General features: G+C 65.5%; 16 protein-coding genes. 6 read left to right on the top strand and 10 right to left on the bottom strand.

Annotated elements, in window-relative coordinates; genetic code table 11:
* Window positions 1-33 precede the first annotated feature (33 nt).
* The gene (locus L5G32_RS17290; RefSeq protein WP_237012325.1) at window positions 34-1,218 is read left to right on the top strand and encodes an acyl-CoA dehydrogenase family protein; all 1,185 of its coding nucleotides are present in this window, start codon (window positions 34-36) and stop codon (window positions 1,216-1,218) included.
* An 87-nt stretch (window positions 1,219-1,305) separates the two neighbouring features.
* On the opposite strand, the gene rplI is transcribed toward L5G32_RS17290, so the two are convergent.
* The 4 genes from rplI to rpsF all read right to left on the bottom strand — a co-directional run bounded on the left by rplI (window position 1,306) and on the right by rpsF (window position 3,052).
* The gene (gene rplI, locus L5G32_RS17285) at window positions 1,306-1,755 is read right to left on the bottom strand and encodes a 50S ribosomal protein L9 (protein ID WP_237012324.1); all 450 of its coding nucleotides are present in this window, start codon (window positions 1,753-1,755) and stop codon (window positions 1,306-1,308) included.
* A gap of 18 nt (window positions 1,756-1,773) precedes the next feature.
* Window positions 1,774-2,031: a 30S ribosomal protein S18 gene (gene rpsR, locus L5G32_RS17280; protein ID WP_237012323.1), complete on the bottom strand. Its 258-nt coding sequence runs from the start codon at window positions 2,029-2,031 to the stop codon at window positions 1,774-1,776.
* Between the two features lie 42 nt (window positions 2,032-2,073).
* Window positions 2,074-2,637 carry a single-stranded DNA-binding protein gene (locus tag L5G32_RS17275; RefSeq protein WP_237012322.1) on the bottom strand — a complete coding sequence of 188 codons (564 nt, stop codon included), beginning with the start codon at window positions 2,635-2,637 and terminating at the stop codon, window positions 2,074-2,076.
* 133 nt (window positions 2,638-2,770) lie between these two features.
* On the bottom strand, window positions 2,771-3,052 hold the full coding sequence (gene rpsF / locus L5G32_RS17270; protein WP_237012321.1) for a 30S ribosomal protein S6: 282 nt from the start codon (window positions 3,050-3,052) through the stop codon (window positions 2,771-2,773).
* Window positions 3,053-3,191: 139 nt separating this feature from the next.
* Between rpsF and L5G32_RS17265 the strand changes: the two genes are divergently transcribed.
* The gene (locus L5G32_RS17265) at window positions 3,192-5,264 is read left to right on the top strand and encodes a GNAT family N-acetyltransferase (protein WP_237012320.1); all 2,073 of its coding nucleotides are present in this window, start codon (window positions 3,192-3,194) and stop codon (window positions 5,262-5,264) included.
* Here L5G32_RS17265 and L5G32_RS17260 read toward each other — a convergent pair.
* The 3 genes from L5G32_RS17260 to L5G32_RS17250 all read right to left on the bottom strand — a co-directional run bounded on the left by L5G32_RS17260 (window position 5,218) and on the right by L5G32_RS17250 (window position 9,538).
* Complete coding sequence (locus L5G32_RS17260) at window positions 5,218-6,780, bottom strand: glycosyltransferase family 87 protein (protein WP_237012319.1); 1,563 nt, start codon at window positions 6,778-6,780, stop codon at window positions 5,218-5,220. The two genes, L5G32_RS17265 and L5G32_RS17260, sit on opposite strands and share 47 nt — an antisense overlap.
* The gene (locus tag L5G32_RS17255) at window positions 6,780-9,005 is read right to left on the bottom strand and encodes a transglycosylase domain-containing protein (protein ID WP_237012318.1); all 2,226 of its coding nucleotides are present in this window, start codon (window positions 9,003-9,005) and stop codon (window positions 6,780-6,782) included. The genes L5G32_RS17260 and L5G32_RS17255 overlap by 1 nt, the downstream gene beginning before the upstream one ends.
* Window positions 9,006-9,148: 143 nt before the next feature.
* On the bottom strand, window positions 9,149-9,538 hold the full coding sequence (locus L5G32_RS17250) for a DUF5318 family protein (protein ID WP_237012317.1): 390 nt from the start codon (window positions 9,536-9,538) through the stop codon (window positions 9,149-9,151).
* Between the two features lie 149 nt (window positions 9,539-9,687).
* On the opposite strand from L5G32_RS17250, the gene L5G32_RS17245 reads away from it, so the two are divergent.
* From L5G32_RS17245 to L5G32_RS17230, 4 genes are all read left to right on the top strand, one after another.
* A complete protein-coding gene (locus tag L5G32_RS17245; RefSeq protein ID WP_237012316.1) occupies window positions 9,688-10,335 on the top strand; it encodes a PadR family transcriptional regulator in 648 nt (215 codons plus the stop codon).
* Window positions 10,328-11,422, top strand: coding sequence for an inositol-3-phosphate synthase (locus tag L5G32_RS17240; protein ID WP_237012315.1), 1,095 nt, complete (start codon window positions 10,328-10,330; stop codon window positions 11,420-11,422). Before L5G32_RS17245 ends, L5G32_RS17240 begins: the two co-directional genes overlap by 8 nt.
* Window positions 11,423-12,343: 921 nt before the next feature.
* Window positions 12,344-13,003, top strand: coding sequence for a hypothetical protein (locus L5G32_RS17235; RefSeq protein ID WP_237012314.1), 660 nt, complete (start codon window positions 12,344-12,346; stop codon window positions 13,001-13,003).
* A 10-nt stretch (window positions 13,004-13,013) separates the two neighbouring features.
* Entirely contained in the window at window positions 13,014-13,511 is a 498-nt protein-coding gene (locus tag L5G32_RS17230; protein ID WP_237012313.1) for a hypothetical protein, read from the top strand.
* A 102-nt stretch (window positions 13,512-13,613) separates the two neighbouring features.
* On the opposite strand, the gene L5G32_RS17225 is transcribed toward L5G32_RS17230, so the two are convergent.
* The 3 genes from L5G32_RS17225 to L5G32_RS17215 form a co-directional block, all read right to left on the bottom strand.
* Window positions 13,614-14,279 (bottom strand): hypothetical protein, encoded by a 666-nt coding sequence (locus tag L5G32_RS17225; RefSeq protein WP_237012312.1) that lies wholly within the window; start codon window positions 14,277-14,279, stop codon window positions 13,614-13,616.
* The gene (locus L5G32_RS17220; protein WP_237012311.1) at window positions 14,276-15,181 is read right to left on the bottom strand and encodes a hypothetical protein; all 906 of its coding nucleotides are present in this window, start codon (window positions 15,179-15,181) and stop codon (window positions 14,276-14,278) included. The genes L5G32_RS17225 and L5G32_RS17220 overlap by 4 nt, the downstream gene beginning before the upstream one ends.
* 126 nt (window positions 15,182-15,307) lie before the next feature.
* Entirely contained in the window at window positions 15,308-17,107 is a 1,800-nt protein-coding gene (locus L5G32_RS17215; protein ID WP_237012310.1) for a hydroxysqualene dehydroxylase, read from the bottom strand.
* Window positions 17,108-17,168: the final 61 nt, after the last annotated feature.

The raw sequence follows: 17,168 nt of genomic DNA, 5'->3' as shown, positions 1-17,168 counted from the left end.
AGGTTGGCTTATGCATGCGTCTGGAAGGAACCGATGAACCGACTCTGCGCCACGGACGATCTCACCGACGTCCAGCGCGACATCCTGGCGACGGTCCGGACATTCGTGGACGAGAAGATCGTTCCGGTCGCAACGGCCCTCGAACACGCCGACGAATATCCGACCGAGATCGTCGAGCAGATGAAACAGATGGGCCTGTTCGGTCTGACGATCGACGAGTCATATGGCGGGATCGGCGAATCCCTGCTCACGTATGCCCTTGTCGTCGAAGAGATCTCACGCGGCTGGATGAGTGTGAGCGGCATTCTCAACACCCACTTCATCGTCGCCTATCTGCTTGCGCAGCACGGCACCGACGAGCAGAAGGCGAAGTATCTGCCGCGGCTCGCGACGGGCGAGTTGACGGGCGCGTTCTCCATGTCCGAACCTGCACTCGGCTCCGACGTCGCCGCCATCACGACGACGGCGACCCCGACCGGGGACGGCGACTACTCGATCACCGGGCAGAAGATGTGGCTCACCAACGGCGGCACGTCGAGTCTCGTCGCAGTCCTCGTCCGCACCCCGGAGGGGAGCGACCGGCGGCACCGCAATCTGACCACGTTCCTGCTCGAGAAGACGCCCGGCTTCGGCGACGTCGCACCCGGCCTGCGGATCCCAGGAAAGATCGAGAAGATGGGGTACAAGGGCGTCGACACCACCGAACTCCTCTTTGACGACTACCGGATCGGCGCGGACGAGATCCTCGGCGGCACACCGGGTCGCGGCTTCTACCAGATGATGGACGGCGTGGAAGTGGGCCGAGTGAACGTCGCCGCGCGGGCCGTCGGCGTCGCTCATCGCGCATTCGAACTCGGCACGTCGTATGCCAAGCAGCGCGAGACGTTCGGCAAGCCAATCGCTGCGCACCAGGCGGTACTGTTCCGAATCGCCGAGATGGGCACGAAAGTCGAAGCCGCACACCAGATGGTGGTGCGCGCGGCCCGTGTGAAGGACGCCGGCGAACGCAACGATCTCGAGGCTGGTATGGCGAAGTACCTGGCCTCCGAATATTGCCGCGACGTCGTCGAAGACTCGTTCCGCATCCACGGCGGTTACGGCTACGCGAAAGAATACGAGATCGAACGCCTGTACCGGGAGGCTCCGATGCTGCTGATCGGTGAGGGGACCGCCGACATCCAGCGGATGATCATCGGACGACGGCTGTTGGAGGACTGACCAGCTCCGCGCCGCATGCAGTCGGCGCTACCGACGACGAGAGGCCGGTTCCCTTGCGGGAACCGGCCTCTCGGGTCTATCGGTGCGTCAGGCGACGACCGTCAGGTTGAACTTCGCTTCGACCTTCGGGTGCAGCTTGACGACGACCGGGTACGAGCCGACGGCCTTGATGTGGCCCTTCGGCAGCGACACGTTGCGCTTGTCGACGGCGGGGCCGCCAGCGGTGCGGATCGCTCCGGCGACATCGCCTGCCGAGACCGAACCGAACAGCTTGCCCGAGTCGTGGGTCTTGACGGTCAGTGCGACCGACTCGAGGCCCTCGAGCGCCTGCTTGATCTCGTTGGCGTGGTCCAGGTCGCGCACGGAGCGCGCTTCCTGGGCGCGGCGAATGCCTTCGACCTGCTTCTCGGCGCCACGGGTGGCGGGGATGGCCAGGTTGCGGGGCAACAGGAAGTTGCGGCCGTAACCGTCACGGACCTCGACGAGGTCCCCGGCTTCGCCGAGGTTCTCGACAGCGGCAGTCAGGATCAGCTTCATATCAGTTGTCCTTCCCGCTCAGCGTCCGGTCGAGGTGAAGGGCAGGAGCGCCACTTCACGCGAGTTCTTGACGGCCACCGCGATGTCACGCTGGTGCTGAACACAGTTGCCGGTGACGCGACGCGAACGGATCTTGCCGCGGTCCGACAGGAAACGACGCAGGAGCGCCGTGTCCTTGTAGTCGATATCGGTCGTCTTCTTTTCCTTGCAGAAGGTGCAGGCCTTGGCCTTGGTGACCTTCTCTACGCGGACCTTGCGGCCCTTTTGCTTTGCCATGTGATGCTCCAGTCGAGTGCCTCCGGGCTGGCGGGCCCGGGATCAGAAAGGTGGTTCGTCGTCCCCACCGGTGAATCCCCCGCCACCAGCAGCTGGTGCGCTGCCCCACGGGTCGTCCGCCGGTTGGCCCGATGCGGGAGGACGGCCGCCTCCGGAGTTGTTTCCGCCTCCGTAGCCGCCACCGGAGTTGTTTCCGCCTCCGTAGCCTCCGCCCGAGTTCCCTCCGCCGCTGAAACCGCCGCCGCGCGGGGTCTTGGTGACCTGCGCGGTTGCGTAGCGTACTGAGGGACCGATCTCGTCCACTTCCAGCTCAACGACGGTGCGACGCTCCCCTTCACGGGTTTCGAACGACCGCTGCTTGAGCTTGCCCTGCGCGATGACTCGGGTGCCCTTCTTGAGTGACTCGGTCACGTTCTCCGCAGCGTCACGCCAGATGCTGCAGCGGAGGAACAGCGCTTCGCCGTCCTTCCACTCGTTCGTCTGACGATCGAAAGTGCGCGGAGTGGATGCCACGGTGAAGTTGGCGACCGGCGCCCCGGACGGCGTGAAACGCAGTTCGGGATCGGCGGTCAGGTTTCCGACGACCGTGATGACCGTGTCAGTCATGAGACTCCCCTAAGTCGATGTGGAACGCCCCGTGGCGAACCTGAAGGATGGTTATGCACCACCATAAAGGTGACCGCCGACAATGTCAGGGACGAATTCCACAAGTTCGTGCAGGTGTGGACGCGCCCGGCGCTTACTTGCGCAGGACCTTGGTACGCAGAACCGACTCGTTCAGCTTCAGCTGACGATCGAGTTCGTTGACCGTGTCCGGGGTCGCGTTCAGATCGATGACGGCGTAGATGCCTTCGTTGTTCTTGGCGATCTCGTAAGCAAGACGGCGCTTGCCCCAGATTTCGACGTTATCCACACTGCCGCCGTCCTTACGGACGACATTGAGGAAAGTATCCAGTGAAGGGGCGACGGTACGCTCGTCCAGACTCGGATCGAGGATGACCATCAGTTCGTAGTGACGCATGAAACCACATCACCTCCCATGGGCTAGGTCGGCCGCGGACTGTCCGCGGCAGGAGGGTCGCCTGCGTCGGCAACCGTTCTAGGCTACATGAGCACCCCGTGACCAGCGAAATCGTGTACCCACCACTACGATGTCCCCCATGCCAGGAGACTTGTCGACGGCACCGTCGAGCCCGCTGCGTCTCGGCGAACGAGTGCTCGTCCTGACCGTCTCCCTACTGGCCACCCTGGTGACCGTGTTCTGGGGTTACCGCGCGAAGATCGTCTGCGGCGGAGCCACGTTCGACGACGCAGGTCGCAGCGAGAGCTTCCCGCACGGCCCGCGTGGCAGCCTCATCCCGTGCTACTCGGACGTGATGGAACTGTGGAGCACACGTGGCCTCGGCGAGCACCTGATGCCGTACGTGCACGGCGGAATCGACGCCCACGGCCAGTTGTTCGGCGGCGTCGTCGAGTACCCGGTCCTGTCGGGCCTGCTCATGTGGCTGAGCGCAGGCGGAACCCACACCGACGTGGACTTCTTCACCCACACCGCACTGATCTTGGCGCCGTTCGCGTTCGCGACCACCGTCCTCCTCGCCCTGATGACGCGCTGGTGGGTCCTCCTGTGGGCGGCCACCCCGCCAATCGTCTTGTACGCGTTCCACAACTGGGAACTGCCGGTCGTGTTCACCTCGGTCGCTGCTATCGCGATCATGGCGTACGGAGCGAGCGCGAGCCCGGCGACCGGACTGCGGCGTATTCCACTGCGCACCACCGCAGTCGCCGCGACGGTGATGCTCGGCATCGGCTTCTCGCTGAAGATCTATCCCGGCTTGTTCGTGCTGCCGATCGCGATCTACGTGCTCACCGTAGGAGGACGTCGCGCCCGCGACTGGGCTGGCGCAGCGTGGGTCGTCGTGACGGCGATCGTCACGGTCGCCGTCACCCAGCTCCCGTTCATGATCACCGGCTTCGACGGGTGGAAGGCGTCCCTCGATTTCCAGGGTCAGCGTCGCGCCGACGTCACGACGAACAGCATCTGGTACTGGGGCGTCCGCTACCTCGTCGGCGACGAGACTCCGGCGTATCGCACGCTCGTCGACATCGCGTCGCCGCTGGCGATCGCGCTCGGCATCGCCGCGGTCGCGGCGCTCGGGTGGCGGATGCTCCGCCGTGACGGCGTCTACCCGTGGCTGCCGGTCGCAGCGGCGATGCTCGCGGTCTTCATGCTGTTCCACAAGGTCCACTCGCCTCAGTACACGCTGTGGATCCTGCCGTTCTTCGTCCTGCTGCGCGTCCGGTGGCAACTGATCGCGACGTATCTCGTCGCAGACGTCGCCCTCGACCTGTCGGTGTTCCGGATGCTCGGGATGTCGTCGTACGACGAGGCGTCCGCGCCGCAGTGGGTCACCGGGGCGGTCATCGCCAGCACGTGGGTGCAGGCTCTGCTCCTGGCCGTGTTGATCGTTACGTTCGTGCGCGCACGAGTTCGTGAGCCCCTCGCGTCCTATCTGGCAGGCACGACTCCGCGCCCGGGCCCGCTCACTCGCCTGGCGGCCGCGGACGCAGGTGACGCCCGGGCCTGGCTCGGCGCCCCGACGTGCGCCCGCGACGATGTGACTCTGCGGCCGATCACCCCGGCCGATGCTCCGGCGCTCGCCCGCCTCGTCGACGACGCCGACCTGCCCCTCTACCGGTGGACCGGGCCGATTCCCCGCACCGACGACGCGGCCGCTGCGTGGATCGACGATGCGACGACGACGCCCTCACGCGTCGCGTTCGCCGTACTGCACGGCGAACGCCTGGTGGGCACCACGAGCTTCTACGACGTCGACGCCGCGAATCGGACCCTGGCGATCGGCTACACGTTCTACAGCGCCGCCGCGATGGGCACCGCGGTGAACCCGACCGCCAAACTCCTTCTGCTCGATCACGCCTTCGACGAATGCGGCGCGGTCCGCGTGGTCTGGCACACGCACGAGGCCAATGCCCGGTCGCGGGCGGCGATCGGCAAGTTGGGAGCCGAGTTCGAGGGACTCCTGCGCAAACATCGGCGGTTCCGCAGTCCGAGCGAGGGCGAATCGCTCCCTACCGGCTGGCGCACGACGGCGCAGTTCGCGATGATCGACGACGACTGGCCCGCCCACCGGGAAGCGCTCGTCGCTCGGATCACGACCGCCGCGGTCAGGCGGCAGGCGACCGCAACAGGTGCTCGGTCGGCGCAGGCCTGATCATCACCGGTTTCACCATCTCCCACACGACGTAGGCGCAGAGGCCTGCCACGATCAACCACCTCGCGGCCGACACGATGTAGAAGAACTCGACGGGCAGCCATTTTCGATCGGGCTCGAGGAACAACGCCATACGCGGCACCCACAGCAGGGCGTCGAATGTCATCCACGCCAGGAGGACCCGCGGATGCGGTATGGCGAGCACGGCGAGCGGAACCAGCCACAGCGAGGTCTCGGGCCGCCACTGGTTGCCGATCAGCAGGTATCCGGCGACGAGCAAGAACATCAACGCGGCCACCTTCGGCTCGCGCGGGGACCGCATCGCCGCATAGGTGACACCCGCGATGACTGCGAGCATGAGCACGATCACGAGCGCGGTCACCAGGACGGTCGGCGGCGCCCAACCGGTCATCTCGGTGATCAGCCGATAGACGGTGTCCGGACCCGGCGCGGTGTCGCGCCACGCGGTGAACGTCGCGCTCCAGCCCGACGGGTAGAGCACGGCCACCGGGACGTTGACGACGACCCATGTGAGGACTGCTGCCGCGCCTACGACGAGCCAGTCACGGATCCGTCTCTGGCGCACACACAACAGACCGATCGCGACGAGCAACAAGACCGGGTAGAACGCGGTGGCCGCACCCAACCCGATGAATAGGCCGGCGAGCTTGAGCCGATCGCGCGACCACGCGAGCATGGCGAGCGCCGTGAACATGACGGGCAGCACCTCGAACGCAGTGAACACGTGCACGAGGGCCAGCGGCGAGACGGCGACGAGAACGACGATCCACGGGTCGCGCCGGCGCGTTCGCATCGTCGCCCAGATCGCGAGCAGCCAACCGAGTGCCAGCAGCACCGCAGCGATGTTGAAGTAGTTCACGACGTCGAGTGCCTGCGGCAGGCCGACGGCGTCGGCGAGGCCGTCCCACCCGCGTGCCGCCTGAGCGACGACGTACATGAACGCACCGGTGACGACCGGCTCTTCGAGGTAGCGATGCTCGCCGTCGACGTCCCAGAACGTCCGGTACGGGGCGGCGCCCTCGGAGAGGTCGTGCGGCGTCAGCCGGTTCTCCGAGAATCCGGCGACGATGTTCGAATAACACAGCCCGTAGAACTGGCGTTGATCGTCCCAGTCGAGCCGACTCTGTCCGGGCTGACCGTCGACGGCCGTCTGCTGGATGCAGCCGGCCTTGCCGAACCAGCCGAGGGCCAGAACGGCCAGGGCGATCAGGAACACCACACGCAACGGGGTCCAGTGACGACTCCGCCCTACCGCGGCGTGTACACCGACCGGTCCTCCGATCGAGGTGCTCAGTTGCGAGACCATCGGCTCGGTCCACGACGGGAGCACCCGGTCCGTGGCGAGGCGACGGTCGTCGGACAGCGGTGCAGGCGAGTCGAAGTCGTCGAGTTCGACAACCTCCGGATGGTCGCCTACTGGATCGACTCGCGCAGACGAGCGCCGCCCGGCCGACTCGGTCGGCTCGGGCTCACTCGACGGCGCGGCGGGGTCCACTACCGCGTCGTCGTGGCAGCGCCTGCGGAATCGCCGTCATCGGCGCCTTGGCCGCCGAGTTCGGGCTCCTGGGTCGTTCCGCCTCCGCCGGAGTCGTCGTCGCCTCCTTCGTCGCCGCCGCTCTCGCCACTATCGAAAGGGATGGTCACACCCGGGGCGATCGTGATGTCACCGTCCTCGCCCTGTCCTGGGATCCGCGGCCGGTCGTTGTTCCGAGGGCGGGTCGTCGGTCCTTCGGTCTCGGTCGGGGTGTACGTCTCCGGCGGCGGCTCGTACGGCACACCTGCCTGTCCGCCGACGGACTCCGGCTCCGGGAACTGCTCGATCGGATCGCCTGCGAGCGCCGCATCCATCTGCGCCTTCCAGATCTGTGCGGGCAGACCGCTGCCGTAGATCGTCGCGCCGGAGTAGTTCCGTAGGGCAGTGCCCTTGTTGGTACCGACCCAGACCGCCGTCGACAGCTGCGGCGTGTAGCCGACCATCCACGCGTCCTTGTTCTCCCCGGTCTCGCCGAGCTGAGCGGTACCGGTCTTCGCCGCAGACGGACGAGCACCCAACGAGTCGTCAGCCAAGGCGTTGCCGTTCGAGTAACTCGCGATCGGCTCCATCGCCGCGGTCACGTTGTCCGCGACGGCCTTCGAGACCACGCGCTCGCCCTTGTCCTTCTCTCGCTCGAACAACACTTCACCGGTCGACGTCTCGACCTTCTGCACGAAGTACGGCTCGTGGTAAACGCCCGACGCGGCGAGGGTCGCGTAGGCGGACGCCATGTCGATGACGCGGCTCGGGTACTGGCCGAGGACCACGCCGCCCTCGGGGTGACCGTTCTTCTCCGAGAGGGTCTTCTCGATGTTGCCGAAGCTCTCGGCGATGCCGAGGCTGTGCGCGGTGTCGGCCACGGCCTGAGCACCACCCTTGAGGTCCATCATCAACCGGTAGTAGACGGTGTTGAGCGACATCTTCAACGCAGTCGCGAGGTTGCACGTACCGCAGCTCTCGCCGTCCGAGTTGGTGATCGTCAGACCGTTGGGCCCTTCGTACGGGGCCGACGAGTACTGCTGCGAGAGCGGGATGTCCTGTTCCAGGGCCGCGACGAGGGCGAACACCTTGAACACCGAACCGGTCTGCAGACCGGCCGACGCGTAGTCCCAGCCGTTGCCGTCCATGCCGCCGAAGTAGCCTTCGACACCACCGGTGTCGGGGTTGATGGAGACCGACGCGGTACGCAGATCCTTCGGCTCGCCGGACAGCTTGGCCTTGGCCTGGTTGACGAGCGCGTTCTGCACCTTGGGCCGCAGTGACGTGGTGATCTTGAGACCGCCGGTACGGACGTCCTGCTCACTGATGCCGAGCTGGTCGAGTTCGGTGAGGACCTGCTGTTTGACGTGACCGCTCGGGCCGTCCTTGGTGCTGGTCGGACTGTCCTTGACGGGGTCGACCTTCGGGAACTTCTGTCGGTCGCGGTCGGCCTTGGACAGGTAGCCGATGTCCTGCATGCCGTCGAGGACATAGTTCCAACGGGCGGTCGCCGTCTCCGGGTCGACGGCCGGATCGTAGATCGACGGACCGCGGATCACGGCTGCCAGAAGCGCCGACTCGCTCGTCGTCAGCTTCTTCAGGTCATGACCGAAGTAGGCTTTCGAGGCCGCGGCGACACCGTATGCGCCGCGTCCGAAGTAGATGGTGTTGAGGTAGGCCGCCATGATGTCTTCTTTGGGCCACTGGCGCGACATCTTGGTCGCGATCGCGAGCTCTTTGAACTTGCGCTTGTAGCTGACCTCGTCGCCGACGATCGCGTTCTTCACATACTGCTGGGTGATGGTCGAGCCACCGCCGGCATCGTTGCCGTTGAGTTTGCCGAGCGCGGCGCGGGTGAAGCCGGACAGCGAGAATCCGACGTTGTCGTCGAAGTCGCGATCCTCGGCCGCCATCACGGCATTGACCATCGACTCGGGGATCTCCTCGTACTTGACGTCGGTGCGGTTGCCTTCCTCCGGCACGATCCGAGCGATCGTCCCGCCGTTGGCGTACGTGATTGTGGCGACCTGGTTCTGCTTGATGTCACCGGGCGCAGGCACGTCGACGGTCACGTAGGTGAACACGAATGCGACCACACCGAGAATGGCCACCACCGGTATCGCACCGGCCGCCAGACCGAGGACCCACGCCACCGCCTTCGCGGCCGACCGTCTTCCGTCGGAGTTGTCACCAGCTTCGCTGGTCATAGCTCACCTACTTCTCTTGCGCTCGTCAGCCCGTGTAGAACTGTCTTCACAACTTTGACGTACAGCAGCGCTGCTGCCAACTCTTCACGGCTCCGATCGGGTCACATGCGGACCTTCTCGCGGTATGTATCGCTGTTCGTGGACTATTTCGCTACCCGTCGCCGCTTCGTTGCGGGTCGAGGCACACCGGCAACGTATGACTGGACGAGATAGTTCCAGTGGCACGTCCGACACACTTCGACGACATGCACCGTGAATTCGGGCGACGTCGATGCGAGCGTCGCAATCTCCGATTCGGTCCGAGCCGTCCCCGCAGGTGCACCGCCGCTTCCGCCGAACACCCACGACACCAGGGTGACCTGCTCCTTACGGCACACCGGACATGTCTGCTCCGTGCTCTGCCCGTGGAACTTCGCAGCTCGCAGCAGGTACAGGTCACCGTCGCAGACTTCCGACAGCGCCATCTGGCCCGCTCGGAGGCGGGCCAGGGTGCTACGCCGCGCGAGGGCGTAGTCGACGAGTTGACGCTGCACGGCTTCCAGCGTAGACGCGCCGCCTCCGCGGAGGCCGCTGTGATGGAGATCAAACGTGAGAAGCACCCGCACGGTTGGGTTCCAGTTATATCGATGCGATACATTGAGAATTGCATCTAGCCGTCACAACGCGTCGAAAGGGGTCCGTCGTGCTCGAAATGGCTGTCTTGGGCCTTCTTCTCGAAGCGCCGATGCACGGCTACGAGCTGCGTAAGCGTCTGACCGGCCTGCTGGGTGCGTTCCGCGCGTTCAGTTACGGCTCGCTGTATCCGACCCTGCGTCGGATGCGCGCCGACGGCCTGATCACCGAGGACGAATCGGAGACGGTGACCGGAACCAAGGTTCGCCGTGGCCGCCGCGTCTACCGTCTGACCCCGCAGGGCGAGGCTCGATTCAGCGAGCTGGTCGCCGACACCGGACCGCAGAACTACACCGACGACGGATTCGGCGTGCACCTCGCGTTCTTCAGCCGCACGCCCGCCGTCGCGCGGATGCGGATCCTGGAGGGTCGACGTCGTCAGGTCGAGGAGCGCCGGGAGGGGCTCCGCGACATGCTCGGACGTTCGGCGCGAGGGAACGACCACTACACGCGGCAGATGCACGAACTGAGCTTGGAGACCTCCGAACGCGAGGTCCGATGGCTCAACAAGCTGATCGCCGACGAGGCGTCGGCGGAGTCAACAGATTTGCATGCCGAACCGCCGACCACCGGCGACGGCATCGAAGTAGGAAATGAATCGGCGGTACCGCATTCCGCCGTATCGCCACAGAAAGAAGGAGATCCCGACCATGGGTGAAACCAACAGCGTGCGCGTGGCCATCGTCGGCGTGGGTAACTGCGCCTCATCCTTGGTCCAGGGCGTGCACTACTACAAGGACGCAGACGAGAACGCAGTCGTTCCCGGCCTCATGCACGTCAAGTTCGGCGGCTACCACGTCCGCGACGTCGAGTTCGTCGCCGCGTTCGACGTGGACGCCAAGAAGGTCGGATTCGATCTCGCCGAGGCGATCAACAACAGCGAGAACAACACCATCAAGATCGCTGACGTCGCTCCGCTGAACGTCCCGGTGCAGCGCGGCCACACCCTCGACGGTCTCGGCAAGTACTACAAGGAGACCATCACCGAGGCCGACGGCGACGGCGTCGACGTCGTGAAGGCGCTGAAGGACTCGGGCACCGACGTCCTGGTGAGCTACCTGCCCGTCGGCTCGGAGCAGGCCGACAAGTTCTACGCGCAGTGCGCGATCGACGCGGGCGTCGCCTTCGTCAACGCCCTGCCCGTCTTCATCGCCTCCGACCCCGTGTGGGCCAAGAAGTTCACCGACGCCGGTGTCCCGATCGTCGGCGACGACATCAAGAGCCAGGTCGGCGCCACCATCACCCACCGCGTGATGGCGAAGCTGTTCGAGGACCGCGGCGTGGCCCTCGACCGCACGTACCAGCTGAACGTCGGCGGCAACATGGACTTCAAGAACATGCTCGAGCGCGAGCGCCTGGAGTCCAAGAAGGTCAGCAAGACCCAGGCCGTCACCAGCAACCTGACCGGTTCGCTGTCGGGCAAGATCAACGACAAGAACGTGCACATCGGCCCGTCGGACTACGTCGCGTGGCTCGACGACCGCAAGTGGGCGTACGTCCGCCTGGAAGGCCGCGCCTTCGGTGACGTCCCCTTGAACCTCGAGTACAAGCTCGAGGTCTGGGACTCGCCGAACTCGGCAGGCATCATCATCGACGCCGTGCGCGCCGCGAAGATCGCCAAGGACCGTGGCCTCGGCGGCCCGATCCTTCCCGCGTCCGCCTACCTGATGAAGAGCCCGCCGGAGCAGATCGCCGACGACGTCGCGCGCCAGCAGCTCGAAGCCTTCATCATCGGCGCCGACTAGTCACCCGCCGGTCTCGCCGGTCGAGCGGAGTCGAGACCCTCGCTGGTCGAGCGGAGTCGAGACCCTCGCTGGTCGAGCGGAGTCGAGACCCTCGCTGGTCGAGCGGAGTCGAGACCACTGAAAAGACGTCGACGATACAACTCATCCGAGTCGTATCGTCGACGTCTTTCGTCGTCTCATGGCCCGCGACGTTACTTTCTCCAGAAGCCGTCGTGCGTCGGGCAGAGTTGCCCGCTGTTGTTGCATTTGCTGCAGTTCAGCCTGCCGGCGATGCCGCTGCCGCCGCCTCGACCCCTGCAGTTCGGACATTCTTGAAGGGCGAGAAAACACTTCTGACACTGCGCCATGGGGTCCTCCTCTATTGCGCGGGTCTCGGTTTCGTCATGGTATTTGCGCATCTGGCGTCGCGGGACCTTCGAATCGGCAATTGATCCGTTCGAGCGACTACGCCGCGTCTCGCGTCAGCATTCATCCATTCGGATCATTCGTCTCCCGATGCCCAGCCTTCGATCACACCGGGTGATCAGATAGATGCCGTCTGGACGGCATCCGTGTCGCGACGCGAAGAATGAGGAGCTGAGTATGCCAATCGACTACACGCATCCCGGCCGTATCAACTACCAGCATCCGAACCGGAGACCCGAGCAGAGGATTCAGACACCACCGCAAGACACTCGGGCCGTCCCGGACACACCGGCACCGTCGGCGACGACTGGGCTTCGAGCCGGCCGAGGACTCACGCCGCAGAGCGGGCCCACTTATCAACAACCGCCGGACGCCGCTCAGCCTGATCCGCGGCCCCCGACAGCGACGGTCACGAATTCGCATCTGAACCCCGACTCCCAACACACCCGTATCCCGAATCGGGCGAACCTTCCCGCCGACGTGCCCCCGCACCTCGACACGGAGTTCAATGAGGCGATGCGAAGCTACGAGAACACGCTTCGCGATCAGATGGCCTCCATGCTCGACGTTCCCGGGAGTGTCGCAGACGTTCGGAGCAACGACATCTGCGCGGCGATCTATGCGATGCACCTGTGGGACCCGGCGGCGATCAATGTCGAGGTTCTGCGTGTCAACGTCATGAAGCTCGAGATCGAGGATTGGGCGGACCGGAACGGAGACGTCCCCGTCGATCAGCTCGGCTGGGCGAGCGTGCTGTCGTTCGTGGAGCAGTTGGGTCCGATGGACAGCGCCGCCGACCGGGACTGGACGACCGGCGACATCACCCTTCAGCACGTGCCCGCGATCCCCGTTCGATTCGACTATGTGGACAGTGTCCGACGACTCAGCGGAATGCTCGGCGACCATCCGATCGAACCGCTCGAGCTGATGAGCCGTCTACTCAACCTCTACTACGCGTTCATCGAAGACTTCGGGCGTCGAAACAATCATCCGCTGGAGATCCTGACCGGCGACATGGCCGACGACATCACCGGGCGCGCATCGTGGGAGCCGGAGTGGGCCTTTGCGTGGCCGACGTACCACGGAATGGTCGGGGTCTTCGCGTACAACGACTGGGTCGCTCAGAGCCCTGAACTCGAGTGGACTCTCGCCAGAGTTCTGTTGGACGAAGCGTGAGGAGTGTTCGATGACCGTTGAGACTCAGATGAGTGACGTCGTGTCGACGGCGACAGCGACTGCAGACCGCTTGCGCGCCCAGAATCGACCGCTGCCGGTCTTCGGCCAGCGCACCGAGAAGCGCACCGTCCAGAAACGAGGAGTCCTCGGTCGTGTGCAGGACGTGCAGGAGACAGTTCACGTCCCGGTGCATGCCCCGGGCTGGCCGGTCGGCCTGTCCACGCCGGTGCTCCAGAACGGGTCCAACCCCGTCGTTCACGACATCATGCTGGCACCGAACGGTGTGCTGCTCGTCGTGCGCGTCGATCCGGACAAACTACTTGACAGCCGACCCGTGTCACGCAGCACCTTCGGAGCAATCCGCACGGTGCAATGCGCCGCCGCGGTTCCCGAGTGGATTCCGACCGGAAGTGGGAGCGGTACTGCGGCCAATTTTCCGATCGACGGTATACACACCACTGCTGCCGAGGCCGCCGCGATGCTGACTGCTCGTCTGCAGACCATGTGACGGGGCCCGTACCACTCCGACGTCCCATGATGTCTGAACGTTTGCGCTCGAAAGTGTCCTCAGGGCACTGTCGAGCGCAAAGGTTCGCGCGTCCGACCTCGCTCAGCCGCCGACCGACGCTGGCGGGGCAGACATCTGGAAGTTCTGCGGTCGGGGCCGCGATCGGATCGACAGATTCGACGCGGCGACCGCCTGCCACGTGGCGAGAGCGAACATGACGGTGAGGATCACGGCCGGAAGATACAGGCCGGGCCCCACGGACATCGTCATATCCGAACCGGTGTCCTGCGTCATCTCCGTGTCGACCTGCCCGAGTTCACCGGTCCCGGAAAAGGTGGCCGACGGGTTCATCCACGTGAACAGCAGCACGAAGAGCGCCGTCGCGGTGGCCAGACTCAGAAATGTGAAGACGCGCGGGTCTCGACCACGCCACGCGTGCAGCGCGCCGACGGCGACACCGAACGCCAGGACGATCGGGATCACGGCGCCCGCCGTGTAACCCGACGCGATCACGTCGTAGCCGGTCACATCGACCTGCACGCCGGACGAGCTGTCGCAGTGTTCGAAGGCCAGCTGGCACGATTCGCGCCAGTAGTCAGCCGGCGACGTCGACTCGCCGAAGCCCATGTAGGTCAGGAAACCTTCGTCGCCGAAGAGGACGAGGAGTCGCTTGCTGATACCGAACGAGATCAGCGGCAGCATCGTCAGGCCCAGACCGACCAAACCGAGCACCGCGGTGACAGCGGCGACGATTCGCACCCTGGTCACGGTGTTCCTGACAGGCCGGTTCCTGACGGGCCGGTCCCTGACAGGCCGTTCGGGGGCCGCTGCGAGATCTGGGTCGCATCGAATGGGGGTTGATCGAACTGGGGTTGATCGATCTGGGGTTGATCGATCTGGGCCTGGTGCGGCGTCGGACCCCACCCCGGCGTCGGCTGCTGCTGCTGCCCGGGCATCGGCGACGACGGGGGCCCGGCCTGCGGTGCATGCATCGGAGCGAATGCGCCCGACGTCGGCCCGGCCGGAGCGAACGGCTTCTGTGGCTCGTCTCCCCCGCTGCGCCAATAGGCGAAGCCCGCGGCCACCGAGGCGAGGAGCCCGAAGACGAAGGCGATGATGAGGCCCGCACCGGGTCCGATGTCGACGACACGGTCGACGAGCTGATCGACGGACTTGACGTTGATGCTGGAGAATTCCTCCGCGGCCTCCGACTCGAGGTCGCCGCTCAGCGAGACTCCGGGCAGTGGATTGGACATCATCATGACCAACGCGAGAAGGGTTGCCGCGATCGCACTCACCGCAGAGACCAGTGCGCCCTGGCGGCGGCCGAGGGCCCCCGGAATCGCCGTCACCGCGGCGACGAGCATCAGGATCGGGATGGCGAGCGCGACGACCGGCGCGTTGAACGGCACGATCGTGTAGAAGCCCATCCCTACTTCGACGGTGCCGTTCACCGAGTCCTCGACCTTCCCCGGGTCGACGGTGATCGAGTACAGGTCCAGCAGTGAACAGAACAGCACGACGATGCCCGCGACGACAGTGGCGGAAGATGCGATTCGGCCGAGGTCGAACTGTCTGCGCGGCGGCGCCATCGGCGGGTAGCCGGGCATCGGACCCGCCTGCCCCTGCGGCTGGACACCCGGTCCGGGGCCATGGTTGAACGGCTGCATCCTTGGTACTCCTTGTCTTCGACGCCAACCCCTCGAGGGCGTCATCGAGTGGAGCGTAATGCCGATCACCGATATCCGCGCAGCGGAATGCCGTGTTTGTGCACCGTTCGAACGACCCGACGAACCTCAGACGTCGAGCACGTGCCGCTGCCCGGATCGGTACCGCCGACGGTCTTCGGCCTTCAACGGGTCGAGGAACGGCAGCTCCCACAGCGGGTGCACCGCAGCGTCGTCCGCCGGGCTGTCGGACGCGGCGATGATCGCGTTGGCGACTCGCCTGCCCGCCTCATTGGCGCCCTCCATGGTCGCGAGATCGATGTTGGTGCGGACGTGGTCACCGCCGATGAAGAAGTTGGGGATCTTCGTGTGAGCGTGCGGGCGGTGTTCGTACGATCCGGCCGTGTTGACCATGAGGGGTGTCGCGTTGGTGATCGTCGGAGTCCAGCTGATCCCGGGATCGAGGGACCACGCGACGATCTCCTCGTCGCGCAGAAGCTTCTTCCCGCCCGCGTTCATCGCGCGACTCATCTGCGCCCAGACTTCTTTGGCGATCTCCTTCTTGGTGCAGCGTTTGGCCGGCTTCCCGTACAGGATTCCCGGCTTGTCCCAGTCGGAGATGTCGATGGACAAGCAGTCGCGGGTCCGACCGTCGCCGTATTTCTTCGCGAAGTCGACGCCCCACGGCTTCGCCTGGAACAGTCCGGTCAACGCCCACGGGGTACCGAGCGCAGCGATGTGGCCGGGCGGCAGGTCGCTGCGTCGCGACAGATAGAACTGGATGCCGACCATCCAATCGTCGTTCAGCTTCCCGATTCCGCGCAGTGCCGGGTCGGCCGCCAGCAGTGTGGGGGTCAGCAGCGGGCCCAGCCGGTCGATGGGCATCGCCGCGACGTACCAGTCCGCGTCGACTGTCGCGCCGGACGACAGCCGCGCGCCGGTGATCCGACCGCCCGCGTAGTCGAACGCGGCGACGCTCTGGTTCATCGCAAACGTGACGCCACGCCGTTCGAGGTAAGCGACCCAGGGGTCGATCCACGCGTGGCTGGTCGGAGCGCTGAGAATCCGGTCGACGCCGCCGTTGATCGGACCTGTTCCGTACTGCGGCACCAGTCCGGTGGCCGACGTCGCGAGCGCCAGCCCGATGGACCCAATGGTGCGAGCCGACGCGGTCTCCGATTTGGCCGCGACGAGCGCCCGAGTGAGAGCTCCCGCCAGGTAGCGCTGATACGCGGGCGATTTACTGTCGGCCTTCACGAATTCGCGCCACGACATCGTCTCCCATTGTCCGTATCGCCGTTCGTCGCAGCTGGTCGCGAAGATCAGTTCGCGATTGACGAAGTACGCGAGCTCGAGCGGTGAGATGTCGCGGACGAAGCTCAAGCCGGTGGTGAGTGCGTTGCGCAGGTTGTTCAGATCGACGATCGGTCCCGCGTGCTCGATCATGCCGATCGCGGACGTCGGAGTCGTCGTCGGCGCGTACCCGGCGTCGTCGAATGCGATGACGGCGGTCTCGACGTTCACCAGATGCCTGCTGCGGACGTTGCCGCCGCCCGGCACCGGTATGCGTTCCATCGTGTCGGGAACGTGCTGATAACAGCCGGGGAAGAACCGGAATCCGTGTTCGCCCGGTAGAGCTTTGCGGCCACCTTTCGCGGTACCGGGGACGTCGTGACTGAAGGCTTTGCCACCCAACCTGCCCGGCTCGTACACGGTCACGCTGAAGCCGCGTTCAATGAGTTCGTGGGCAGCGGCCAGACCTGCCATCCCGCCGCCGAAGATCGCTACGTCGTGTCTCGATCGTGTCCGCGGTGCGGCACCAGCCTCCGACACGAGCGGACTGGCCGCCAGCGCTCCTGCCGTCACAGCCGCGGCCGCGGCGCCTTTCAGCGCTGTTCTGCGCGTGATCGAGCCACCTGCGTCGTTCATGGAGTCCCCGTCCGTGGATACAGCGCCCGCAGCACTCGACGCCTCTGTGACATGTACCACT

It is taken from the genome of Gordonia zhenghanii, assembly GCF_021738965.1.
Lineage (GTDB): Bacteria > Actinomycetota > Actinomycetes > Mycobacteriales > Mycobacteriaceae > Gordonia > Gordonia zhenghanii.
The sequence above is the reverse complement of the archived record's forward strand: the minus strand, read 5'-3'. Positions and strand labels throughout refer to the sequence as shown.